The organism is Bacteroidia bacterium, assembly GCA_040880525.1.
Classification (GTDB): domain Bacteria; phylum Bacteroidota; class Bacteroidia; order CAILMK01; family JBBDIG01; genus JBBDIG01.
The window spans coordinates 122,118-134,273 of the sequence record JBBDIG010000028.1; the positions used below are offsets into that span (position 1 = coordinate 122,118).

The 12,156-nt window shown below is 46.7% G+C and carries 11 protein-coding genes; all 11 read left to right on the forward strand.

All coding sequences use genetic code 11. From position 1 onward, the window contains the following. Positions 1-183, forward strand: a 183-nt coding sequence (locus WD077_08540) for a hypothetical protein (protein ID MEX0967273.1), incomplete at its 5' end; no start/stop codon positions are given. A gap of 25 nt (positions 184-208) precedes the next feature. After that, on the forward strand, positions 209-1,465 hold the full coding sequence (locus WD077_08545) for a glycosyltransferase family 4 protein (protein ID MEX0967274.1): 1,257 nt from the start codon (positions 209-211) through the stop codon (positions 1,463-1,465). Between the two features lie 41 nt (positions 1,466-1,506). Next, complete coding sequence (locus WD077_08550) at positions 1,507-2,499, forward strand: UDP-GlcNAc--UDP-phosphate GlcNAc-1-phosphate transferase (GenBank protein ID MEX0967275.1); 993 nt, start codon at positions 1,507-1,509, stop codon at positions 2,497-2,499. 150 nt (positions 2,500-2,649) lie between these two features. Beyond that, positions 2,650-3,726, forward strand: coding sequence for a Gfo/Idh/MocA family oxidoreductase (locus tag WD077_08555; protein ID MEX0967276.1), 1,077 nt, complete (start codon positions 2,650-2,652; stop codon positions 3,724-3,726). Next, positions 3,713-4,294 carry a DapH/DapD/GlmU-related protein gene (locus tag WD077_08560; GenBank protein ID MEX0967277.1) on the forward strand — a complete coding sequence of 194 codons (582 nt, stop codon included), beginning with the start codon at positions 3,713-3,715 and terminating at the stop codon, positions 4,292-4,294. The genes WD077_08555 and WD077_08560 overlap by 14 nt, the downstream gene beginning before the upstream one ends. Positions 4,295-4,589: 295 nt before the next feature. Further along, entirely contained in the window at positions 4,590-6,506 is a 1,917-nt protein-coding gene (locus WD077_08565; GenBank protein MEX0967278.1) for a nucleoside-diphosphate sugar epimerase/dehydratase, read from the forward strand. Positions 6,507-6,521: 15 nt separating this feature from the next. After that, entirely contained in the window at positions 6,522-7,709 is a 1,188-nt protein-coding gene (locus WD077_08570) for a glycosyltransferase family 4 protein (protein MEX0967279.1), read from the forward strand. Between the two features lie 225 nt (positions 7,710-7,934). Next, positions 7,935-9,539, forward strand: coding sequence for an ATP-dependent DNA ligase (locus WD077_08575; GenBank protein ID MEX0967280.1), 1,605 nt, complete (start codon positions 7,935-7,937; stop codon positions 9,537-9,539). 69 nt (positions 9,540-9,608) lie between these two features. Continuing rightward, a complete protein-coding gene (locus WD077_08580) occupies positions 9,609-10,184 on the forward strand; it encodes a DinB family protein (GenBank protein ID MEX0967281.1) in 576 nt (191 codons plus the stop codon). Further along, positions 10,181-11,080 carry a histone deacetylase gene (locus WD077_08585; GenBank protein ID MEX0967282.1) on the forward strand — a complete coding sequence of 300 codons (900 nt, stop codon included), beginning with the start codon at positions 10,181-10,183 and terminating at the stop codon, positions 11,078-11,080. The genes WD077_08580 and WD077_08585 overlap by 4 nt, the downstream gene beginning before the upstream one ends. 212 nt (positions 11,081-11,292) lie before the next feature. Then, the coding region (locus tag WD077_08590; GenBank protein ID MEX0967283.1) for a hypothetical protein at positions 11,293-12,156 on the forward strand (864 nt) is incomplete at its 3' end.

Below are 12,156 nucleotides of genomic sequence, written 5' to 3' on the forward strand. Positions count from 1 at the left end.
ATGGGGGATGCGGGGGTGCCACAAGCGTTAAGACCTCATTATCGCAGCAACATTTCCGCATTCTTCAAAAACCATATACCACCCTTTCAGGATTCAATGCAATCTCCTGTTCGGCTTGGCTATAATCCTTTCATCCCTTCGGGATTGCAAATCGCTACGGAGCTACGGCATTCATTAAAATAACAATTGCCCCTTTTTTATTATCAAATTGCCCCGCATTAAAATATTAATATTTTACCAATATTTCTGTACGCCTGAAGGAAGCTGGAGCACCAGGATCTATGAGTTGGGCAGAAGATGGGTTGCAGCCGGGCATCAGGTTACGGTGGTTTCAGCGCCCTACGAGAAATCGGATGTTGTGGCCAGAGGTTTTATATCAACGCAGCATTTCGCAGGGATTGATGTGATCGTGATTAATATCCGGGATTCCAACCGCTTCTCGTTTTTAAGGCGGGCATTCAATGCAGCTTGCTTTACTATGATTGCCTCCGTTATCGCGCTTTTCTCGAAATATGATTTGGCGCTTGCTTCTTCCGGGCCGCTGTCTATCGGGCTGCCGATGATCGTGGCAAAAAAGCTCAGGGGCAAGACGGCTGTTTTTGAGGTCCGCGACCTGTGGCCTGCGGGGGCCATTAGCCTGGGAAAAATTAAGGCCGTATGGCAACAGAAACTGGCCGGCTGGTTTGAACGCAAATGCTATGAAAGTGCCAACGTAGTGGTCACCGCTTCGCCAGATCAGCAATCCAATATCCGCTCGCGATATCCTCAGCTTAAAACGGCAGTGATTGCAAACGGGGCAGATATTGAATTATTTGGGCAAAAGTCAACAGGCAGTTTGCCGGATTGGACGCAGGGGAAAGTGCTCTTTACGCACGTGGGATCGCTGGGGTTTATCCATAATGTGAAATATTGGCTTTCGGTGGCTCAAGCGGTGCAGGAAAGGGATCCGGATGGAAGGATACTTTTCGTGATGATAGGAGAAGGGGCAGAGCGGGCAACGCTACAGGAGATTGCGGAGAACGAAAATATTATGAATATCCGTTTCCCAGGGTTGTTGCCAAAAGTGCAGTTGCCACTTTGGGTGCAGGCAAGCCGGGCTACGCTGGTGGCTACGCTGGATGATCCGGTTCAGAATACGTGTAGTCCCAATAAGTTATTTGATTCTTTTGCAGCAGGCACTCCGGTGGTGCAAACCACAACCGGCTGGATCAAAACGATGATCATGGAAAATGAATGCGGTATAAATGTGCCGCTTGATGATCCGGGTGTAGCTACAGATAAATTGATTTTTCTGGCTCAACATCCTGAGGAGGCGCTTCGGCTGGGAAGGAACGCACAGCGGCTTGCAGAAACAGAATTTGATCGGGATAAGCTGGCGCAGCGCTACCTGGATATAATGGAATCTGTGGTTAAAAGCAGCGACAATGTTTTCCTTAACGAAAAGCCGGGAAATACATCAGAATGATCAGCAATAACAGATTGAGCATTATTGCATTTTATTATTAAATGGGTGATGGAAGAAATATGTGGGTGAACGTCTTGATCTCCGCTATTATCCTGGCAGGAGCCATCGCGGTATATTTCCGCATTGTCCGCGCCCTGAAGATGACAGATACGCCCAATCCCAGGAGTTCCCACCAGTTGCCCACGATTCGCGGTGGCGGGATCATTTTCCCCATTGCGCTGCTGCTGTTTATCTTCTTTGACAGCGGTCAGTGGCTGCTTTGGACAACGGGCGTATTCCTGGCTGCGCTGGTCAGCTTTTGGGATGACTGGCGGGAAGTACCGGCCAAATGGCGCCTGGTGGTGTATTTCATCGCTGCTGCCTTACTGATCGCGGAATTTGATCTGTGGCAGCAGTCTGTTCCATATAGCCTTTTATTGCTCATATTATTTACAGGGATCATTAATGCCTATAATTTTATGGATGGCATTAATGGGATAACGGGAGCCTATAGCCTATTATGGCTGCTGAGTATTTTCGTTTTGCATTGGCATCTTGATACGGGTTTCCCGGATCTGTTTTTCTATATAATGAGTGTATCATTAGTTATTTTTATCCTGCTTAATTTCCGGAAACGGGCGCTGTGCTTTGCAGGTGATGTAGGTTCCATCTCCATTGCGCTCATCCTGCTTTTCCCCACGTTCTGGCTGATCCATACAACGGGATCCTGGATTTTTCTGCTTTTGCTGGCGGTATATGGCATTGATTCAGTGCTCACAATTTTTTATCGTCTTATTAAAGGGGAAAACATCTTCCGGGCGCACCGCCATCACATTTATCAAAATCTGGCTAACGAATGGAACTGGGAGCATTTGCCCATTGCGCTGCTTTACACCGGCATTCAGTTGCTGATTAATATTCTTATGCTTCAGTTCCTTGCAGCCTCTGCAACCGCTCAAATCATCTTTGGAGCCACACTACTTCTCCTGTTATCCGTTAGTTATTACCTTTTAAAACGATCTACCTTATCCCGGTTCGGATCCAAAAACTATTAAAAAGCTCTTTACCTCCAGGGAGACTTTGTCATGCAAGATAATTCTATATTTTTGTCATATTCCCTATTTATGAAAGCAGTTACTTTGTAGGCTTAAAAGAATATTATTAACATGAATTTGATAATTATTCTTCAATAAAAATATAATGCAATGAGTGAAAAGATAAAGTTCTCTGTCATCGGATTTGGCCATATCGGGAAGCGACACGCAAAAATGATCGCTGAAAATCCGGAGACTGAGTTGGTAAGTGTGGTGGATCCGGGTGAGGATAAGCGGGAGGATTTTCGTGTGCTTGGGTATAATGCAAGCTTTTATACAGATCACAAGGAATTTCTTGCGGAGGATAATAAGCAGACCGAAGTAATTGTGATCTGCACGCCAAACGGCCTGCATGTTCCAATCGCCCTGGATGTACTGGAAAAGCGATACCATGTGGTTATAGAAAAGCCGATGGGGCTTACCAAAGCAGGATGTGAGCAGGTCATCTTCAAGTCTCTTCAGGTGTCGCGCCATGTTTTTGTGGTGAAGCAGAACCGCTACAGCCCGCCTTCACGCTGGTTGAAGAAGATGATGGAGGAGCAGAAAATCGGAGATGTGAACATGGTGCAGATCAATTGCTACTGGAACCGTGATGATCGCTACTACAATAAAGACGGATGGAAAGGAACGCTGAACCTGGACGGAGGAACACTCTTTACGCAGTTCAGCCACTTTATTGACATCATGTACTGGGTGTTTGGCGACATTAAGAATGTACACGCTCACTTCTCTAATTTTAACCACAGCGAATCCACTGAATTTGAGGACTCAGGCGTAGTGCAGTTCGACTTCGTAAATGGCGGAATGGGATGTATCAATTTTTCCACCGCTTGCTGGGACCAGAACATGGAGAGCAGCATCACTGTGATCGGTTCTAAAGGCAGCCTCAAAATAGGAGGCCAGTACATGAACGAGATCGAATACTGCCACGTGGATGGCTATGAAATGGAAGAGCTTGAAGAGATAAGTCCGCCAAATGACTACGGACCGTACAAGGGCAGCGCAGCCAATCACCACTTTGTGATCCAGAACGTGGTGGATACGCTGAGAGACCGCAGCACAATAACCGCTAATGCGCTGGAAGGGCTGAAGGTGGTGGAGATCATCGAACGAATATACCAAAGCCGGAATCTGGCAAATCTGAATTCAACTGCCGTTCCCCGGCCAAAGCATTATGAACTTACCTGAGAGCGTGTATATCCATCCCACGGCTGTAGTGGATGAAGGATGTATAATAGGAGAGGACACTAAGGTCTGGCATTTTTGTCACATCATGCCCAAAGCCATTATCGGCAGCCGGTGCAGCCTGGGGCAGAATGTTTTTGTAGCCAATAAGGTAGTGCTCGGAAATGATGTAAAAGTGCAAAACAACGTCTCAATTTATGAGGGCGTGATCTGCGAAGACAATACATTCCTGGGGCCGAGCATGGTTTTCACCAATGTCATTAATCCGCGAAGTGGAGTAGAACGCAAGGACCAGTACCGCCAGACGGTAGTGAAGAAAGGAGCTTCCATCGGAGCCAATGCTACCATTATCTGTGGAAATCAAATTGGTCGATATGCCTTTATCGGGGCTGGAACAGTGATAACCCGGGAAGTTCCCGATTTTGCACTGATGGTGGGCAATCCCGGCAGGCAGGTAGGCTGGATGAGTGAATCAGGCGCAAAACTCAATTTCGATGAGAAAGGAAATGCCACCTGTCCCGAATCAGGAGAGAAATATCAGTTGCATGAAGGAAAGGTTATCAAAGGATAATTCTTTCAAACGGAAATTAAAAGACCTCCGGGGATATGGCTTGATGACCAATGATTGCGGAGATAGAGAGAGCATACGTTGTGGATGGAAAGCAATTTAATATTTAAACTATAACTGTTTAACTTAAAATAATATACATATTTCTATCAAAAATTTAACTTTGTGCAATAATGAAAAAGCTTCAAAATTAAACTCAAGCCCGTATCGGGTGTTTTAGGAGTGTTGTCCGGTAAAATATATTGTATTACTGAAGTATCCGCCAAAGACCAGGGCTCTCTCTTCCCATAACTTAATCATGAAGAAACTAAAATCATTTTTTACAGAAAGGTATGCACCTCGATGGATTATCCTGTTCATTGATCTGTCCATTTGCATTACCTCAATTTTTCTTGCCTATATTCTTCGCTACAATTTCAGCTTCAACTTTGAGCTTTTCAGCAAGCTCTTTTATATACTTCCGGTTTACGGCTTTATCCGGTTGTTATTTTTTGGCGTATTTAAAACCTACTCCGGAATTATCCGCTACGCCAGCCTTATGGATGCCAAGCGGATATTCGTTACGATCACATCCGGAACGATTCTTCTCATCATTGTAAATCTGGGTTTTCAGATTGTGGCCGGAACGTACTTCCTGCCGATGGGTGTGATCATCATAGATTATATTGCCACGCTGCTTTTCCTGACCTCCTACCGGCTTGGAATCAAGATATTATACAATGATGTATTGAACTACCGGAGCAATAAAAGCAAGGTTCTCATATATGGAGCCGGCCGTTCAGGACTCATCACCAAAAGGACGATTGACCACGACAGCTCCTCTGAGAGCAAAGTGGTGGCGTTTATTGATGATGATACGAACATGAAGGAAAAGACACTGGAAGGTGTTGGAATTTTCCCTGCGGAGAAGCTGGGATACCTCGCGCGCAAGTACAAAGCGAAAGAACTTATCATCTCAATTGAAGACCTGGAGGTAGCAAGAAAGCAGGAAATTGTGGAGCAGGCCCTGGCGCTCCATTTGAAAATCAAAACTGTTCCTCCGGCCAGGAAATGGATCAATGGGGAATTGAGTCTGAGGCAAATCCAAAGCATCAGAATTGAAAGCCTGCTGGAGCGCGATCCCATTCAGCTCGACTGGGCGCATATTGAGGAAGAGATAAGGGATAAGGTTGTGCTCGTAACGGGTGCAAGTGGATCCATCGGCAGCGAACTGGTCAGGCAGCTTACGCAGTTCTATCCCTCCAGGATTGTCATGCTGGACCAGGCAGAAACGCCTCTTTTTGAAATTGAGAACGAGTTGAAAAGCCGCAAGGCCCCTGTCAATTTTGTGTGCGTGGTGGGGGATGTCCGGAACTATACCAAGATGGAAAAGGTCTTCAGGATGTACAGGCCGCATATCGTATATCACGCTGCGGCCTATAAGCATGTGCCATTAATGGAGAGCTTTCCTTCCGAGGCGATACTTACAAACGTAGGTGGCACAAAGATCCTGGCCGACCTCTCATTGGAATATGACGTGGAGAAATTTGTAATGATTTCCACCGATAAGGCCGTAAATCCTACGAACGTGATGGGCGCTTCTAAAAGGCTGGCGGAGATTTATATTCAGTCGCTTGATAAAAAGGTGGAGCGTGAAAACGGGAAGATTCACTGCCGCTACACCACCACACGCTTTGGAAACGTGCTGGGCAGCAACGGATCGGTGATTCCACTCTTCAGGAAGCAAATCGCTATGGGCGGGCCGGTCACAGTAACCCATCCTGATATTTCACGATATTTTATGACCATTCCCGAATCCTGCCAACTGATCCTGGAAGCCGGAACCATCAGCCGTGGCGGAGAGATATTTATTTTTGATATGGGCGATTCCGTGAAAATCGTTGACCTCGCCCATAAGATGATCCGGCTATCAGGGCTCACTCCGGGCAAGGATATCCAGGTAGAGTTTTCAGGCCTGAGACCGGGGGAGAAGATCAGGGAAGAATTATTGGCCAATAAAGAAAGTACGCTCCCCACACACCATCCGAAAATAATGATCGCCAGTGTGAGGGAATATGACTTTACCCAGGTGAACAGAGAAATCTTGAACCTATTGGAACTGGTGGAGTCACATGACGATAATCTCATCGTTACGAGAATGAAGGAGCTCGTGCCGGAATACATCAGCCAGAATTCCATATTCCAGGCGCTGGATCATCTGCATCATGCGGACTAAACTCCCCCCGGAGATTTGAAAATTGCGATTTTTTCTTCCAATGATTTTATAGAAGGTACCGGTTCCAATTCACGACTAAAAGCGTATGCACGGGGACTGGTTGAGGAAGGTGATGAAGTCACCTTTTTTTTTACCCATGCATCTTCATTTAATGATTCGGGGCTGAATACAAAAGCCAAAGGAATCTGGAAAGGCATTCCCTATTTATTCTTCAGCGGGAAATGCTACAGGCCGCAATCTATTGCCGGCAAAATGGTGGATTCATTTTCCTCAATGATCAATGCCACCTACTATCTCCTTCGCCACGGCCATAAGTTCGATGTATTCCTTATTTATTCGCCTTCCATTCTCTTTTACTGGCACATTATCCTGTTATTAAAATGGATAGGAAAACCTGTGGTGATTGAGTGGACAGAACTGCACTCTTCTTACGGAACCCGGATGACCCTTAAAGACCGGTTTGTGCGGGCCATGCACCGCCAGGATGAGAAGCACGCCCACAACATCGCGGACCACATAATCGTGATATCCCGCAATCTGAAGCAGCATTACCTGCGCTTTTTCCCGCCAGAACGGATCACTTTATTGCCCATCGTGGTAGACCTCAATCGTTTTGAGGGAGTTGATTGTCATCGGCCGCATTCTCACATTATCGGCTATTTGGGCTCCTTCGGCCACAAGGATGGGGTAACCGGGATCCTCAATGCATTCGGAATGGCGCTGGAGGAGAATCCGCATCTCAGGTTAAGGTTGATGGGCTGGTGCCCTGAGCGGGAGAAGGTGGTGCAGGCCATAAAGGAAATGCAACTGGAAAGTAAAGTGGAGTTTCTCGGTCAGCTCACCTCTGATGAAATTCCATGCTACCTGCAACAGTGCGATGTGCTGATCGTAAACCGCCCGGATACGCGCTACAGCAACTTCGGGTTTCCCACCAAGCTGGGTGAATATCTTGCTTCGGGCCGGCCCACAATCGTTACCCGCGTGGGAGATGTAGAGCAATACCTCACGCATGGCTACGATACCTGGATGATCCCTCCCGATGACGATCGTCAGTTGGCCGGGGCGATCCTGCAGCGTTTCGCAGAATACGACCGGTTTGAGGAGATCGGAAAGCGCGGCCGGGAAACTTGTCAAAAGCTGTTTTCCCACACGCTGCACATAAAGCGGCTGAAGCAAATTTTTGAGCAACTCGTGAAGAATTAAGAATAGCCACAAATAAGAAATAGCCACAAAGACACGGAGCGCACAAAGAATCACAAAGGGTTTTTTAAATTAAGAAATAGACACAAAGACGCGGAGGGCACAAAGAATCACAAAGGTTTTTTATTTTTCCGCATATAGCTAAGTACCACGTACTCACCACTCACCACTCACCACTCACCACTCACTCCTCACTCCTCACTACTCAACACTCACGACTAACTCCTCATGAAGCGCTTCGCGAAACTTTTTGCTGAACTGGATCAGACCAACAAGACCAACGAGAAGATCCTGGCGCTAAAGGAATATTTTGCCGAAGCACCGGATGCTGACAAGATGTGGGCGGCAGCGCTTTTCACAGGTCGCAGACCCAAACGGCAGGTAAACCGGACGCAGCTTTGGGGTTGGGCCTCCGAACTCACTGATCTCCCGGAATGGCTTTTCCGTGAATCATACCATGCCGTGGGCGACCTGGCTGAAACCATCGCCCTGTTGCTCCCCGATCCGCAGCACGAAAGCGACCGCTCCCTTAGCGAATGGATTGAATACCTGAATCAGGCTGCACGGGAATCCGAATCTGAAAAGCAGCAAAAGATCACGGCAGCGTGGAACGAACTGGGCCAGCAGGAAAGGTTTGTATTCAATAAGCTGATCACCGGAGCCTTTCGGGTTGGCGTATCTCAGAATTTGCTGATACGGGCCATTGCCGGATTGCATGAAATTGAGAAAACGATTCTTGCCCATCGCTTCATGGGTAACTGGGATCCTGCTTCCACCACCTATCAGCAATTGGTTTTTGAAGAAAACCGAAGTGATGATCTTTCGCGGCCGTACCCATTTTTCCTGGCTCATCCCATCGATGGACATCCGCAAGAGCTGGGTGTACCAGCAGAATGGCAGGCCGAATGGAAATGGGATGGTATCCGGTCGCAGACATTGCTGCGAAAGGGGCAATTCTTCATTTGGAGCCGGGGTGAAGAACTTGTTACCGAGAAATTCCCCGAACTCCGGATTCTTCAAACTTCACTGCCGGATGGAGTGGCTATTGATGGCGAGATCATGCCTTACAAGGATGGACAGGTATTGCCATTTAATGTGCTGCAAACCCGGATCGGTCGCAAAAATCTTTCAGCAGCCATTTTGAAAAATGCACCGGTGGCTCTTTTCGCGTACGATCTTTTGGAATGGCGCGGAGAGGACATACGCGAGCAACCCCTCAGGGAGCGGAGGGAATTGCTGGGCAAATTGGTAGAGGAGGTGAACCGGCCCAATGTGCTGAGGCTGTCTCCGGCAGTGGCCTTTGCAACATGGGAAGAACTGGCGGAAAAGCGCGAAACTTCCCGGCAGCATTTTGCCGAAGGATTAATGCTAAAACATAAAGACAGCCTCTACCAGGTGGGCCGCAAAAGAGGCGACTGGTGGAAATGGAAGGTAGAACCGCTTACCATTGATGGTGTGCTGATCTACGCCCAGAAAGGTTCAGGCCGCAGGGCCAGCCTTTTTACTGATTATACTTTTGGTGTTTGGAATGGAGAAGTGCTGGTGCCTTTTGCTAAGGCTTATTCAGGGCTAACTGACAAGGAGATAAGGCAGGTAGATGATTTCATCAGGAAAAATACGGTGGAGAAATTCGGCCCGGTGAGGACCGTGCATCCGGAACTGGTATTTGAAATCGGCTTTGAGGGCATACAGGAAAGCAAGCGCCATAAGAGCGGGGTCGCATTGAGGTTTCCGAGGATGCTGAGATGGCGTACTGACAAGAAAGCCGCAGATGCAAATTCTTTGGATGAACTGAAAGAAATATTGAAGGCTTACCAGGCGGGAACCACATAAAGGCGGAGTTCTGATTGCGTTTGTAATTTCAAGGAAGCCCACTGAATGTTGATCTTTGAATAAAAAAACATGGAAGCATCTGTTAAGAATCCGCATTTGCAGAAAGTGATCGCCAGCCTTGAGCGCACCAACGAGCGCGTGGCCAGGCTGGCAGACCTCACTGCCGAAGAGCTGAACTGGAAACCGGCACCAGGCGCATGGAGCATAGGGCAGTGCCTGAGCCATCTCATTACGGCCCACGCACTTTATGTGGATAAACTGGAGAAAGTAATCAGCAATGGCTGGAGCAGAAATAAGATTGAGAAGAAGCGGAAATTCAGGCCGGGCTGGTTTGGCAAGTGGTTTATCAAAAAAGTTGGCCCTGAAATAAATGGGACAGTGAAGTCGCCCAAATACTTTCTGCCAAAGGATTCTGTAGATAAAACCATCATCGGGGAGTTTTTGCGGCAGCAGGATCAAATCATCGCTTTGGTACGAAAAGCAGACGGCCTGAACCTGAACAAAAATCGTATCGCTTCGCCTGTTACAAAATTTTTACGCTTCAAGCTTGGTGATGGTTTTTCCGTGATTGAGGTTCACGAAGAGCGGCACCTGAATCAGGCTGAGCGCGTACTGGCCTTGCAGAAGGAAAGCAAGCCGGTGTGATAAAAATTGCCTGGTCGCCCCTTTATTGCCTGCCTCTTCCTGCCAATCACCGGTTCCCGATGGTTAAGTATGAATTGATCCCGGAGCAACTCCTGTATGAAGGGACATTTGCGCAGGAAAATTTCTTTGAGCCGGGAATGGATGAAATCTGGATTGCGGCCACCCACGATGCGGCATATATTAGAAAGGTAAAGACCGGAGCACTGTCGCGCCTGGAAATGCGCAGGATAGGGTTTCCGTATAGCCACCAAATGGTGCAACGGGAAATAAATATTATGAATGGCACCACAGAAGCGGCTTCGTATGCACTGGAACATGGCATTGCCTTCAACATAGCCGGTGGAACCCATCATGCCTCACGAGATACTGGCGAGGGTTTCTGCATTTTTAATGACATAGCCGTGGCCGCTACTTTTTTAATTGAAACGCAAAAAGCCAAACAGGTGCTGGTGGCAGACCTGGATGTACATCAGGGAAATGGTACGGCTAAAATTTTTGAGCACGAACCGCGTGTTTTCACATTCAGTATGCATGGCACCAATAATTTCCCGCTAAAGAAGACGGAGAGCGACCTGGACATAGCGCTGTCAGATGGCACCGGAGATGAAGAATACCTCACGCTGCTCAATGAAAATTTGCAACGGCTTATCCGTCAGCTTCAGCCCGATTTTATCTTTTATCAGGCCGGTGTAGATGTTATTGCATCCGACAAGCTGGGCCGCCTAAACCTAAGCCTTGAAGGCTGCCGCGAGCGCGACCGGCTGGTTTTGGAGCAAGCACGGGTTCATAATATTCCGCTTGTAGCAGTAATGGGCGGAGGCTACTCCACCAGCATCCGCGAAATTGTGGAGGCGCATTGTAATCTTTATCGGCTGGCTGCAAATATTTATGGTTGATTGTAATATCACTTTCGTATTTAAAAAAGTCTGTCAGAAATAAGCTGGTCACGGTTGTTGGAATTACCGTATGGTGTAAAGATGTAGGTGAGATATGTGTTTAGAATCTATCGTATTCATACATAAACCAATATTAAAAGACCATAAGGAAAAGAAGATTTTGCAAAATTTAGATTTATATTGAGAGCGACTTTTGAATAAAGCACCTATCCATGAGAGCCATTACCCTTATCGCGCTTTGCCTGTTAATTTGGCTTTCCGGCTTCTGCCAGCCAGAAATACCATTCTCCCGGTTATACAATTTTTCTGATACGGTTGGCTATGGTAATACAGCCAACAATGTACTTCCTTATGACTCTTTCTTTATCATATCGGGTACAACCCATACCAAAGAATACCCTGGACAGGCATTATTTTTTGCAAAGCTGAACTATGCCGGTGATACCTTGTGGCACAGGATTATTGGAAAGCCGCACCATAGATTTTATACACAAAGTCCCGGAACCTTCATTAGGTTAAAAGATGGAAATCTGCTACAGAGTGGTGCGGATGAAAATATTGATATAAAGGATACCGCAATGTATCATTCTCCCTATTTACTTAAGTTGAAACCGGATGGCGATACTTTGTTCTTGAAAATTTATAAGAAAGAAATAAGGAGGTATTTGTATGAAATATTTGAACTTGAGGATGGTTCCATATTAGGAGTAGGCACAAGCTCTGATAGTGTATTAAAAGACAATGGTCAAGGAATAATGATTCCTGCATATTGGTATAACTATGTGGTAAAATATACTTCTGATGGTGATGAAGTTTGGGAAAAGACATTCAATAAAACACCCGTTGATAAATCGACTTATCTGTTCTCGGCCGTACAAGCGAGGGATGGAAGTTATATTTTAGCCGGTTCCGAAACCACCAATTCCGTTGGCCCTTACCCTCGTATTAATCCTGTCTTTATGAAAATGGATACGCTGGGAAATATCCTTTGGAAAAAAATTTATGGCAGCCAGGAATATTCAAACCCTAACCTGGAATTCAGTTACGTATTATACGATTTGGATACCAAGTTTGGA

Excerpts from the sequence above, each read along its gene's own strand:
- WD077_08555 (MEX0967276.1), top strand. The coding sequence starts at position 2,650 with ATGAGTGAAAAGATAAAGTTCTCTGTCATCGGATTTGGCCATATCGGG.
- WD077_08565 (MEX0967278.1), top strand. The coding sequence starts at position 4,590 with ATGAAGAAACTAAAATCATTTTTTACAGAAAGGTATGCACCTCGATGG.
- WD077_08550 (MEX0967275.1), top strand. The coding sequence starts at position 1,507 with ATGGGTGATGGAAGAAATATGTGGGTGAACGTCTTGATCTCCGCTATT.
- WD077_08560 (MEX0967277.1), top strand. The coding sequence starts at position 3,713 with ATGAACTTACCTGAGAGCGTGTATATCCATCCCACGGCTGTAGTGGAT.
- WD077_08580 (MEX0967281.1), top strand. The coding sequence starts at position 9,609 with ATGGAAGCATCTGTTAAGAATCCGCATTTGCAGAAAGTGATCGCCAGC.
- WD077_08575 (MEX0967280.1), top strand. The coding sequence starts at position 7,935 with ATGAAGCGCTTCGCGAAACTTTTTGCTGAACTGGATCAGACCAACAAG.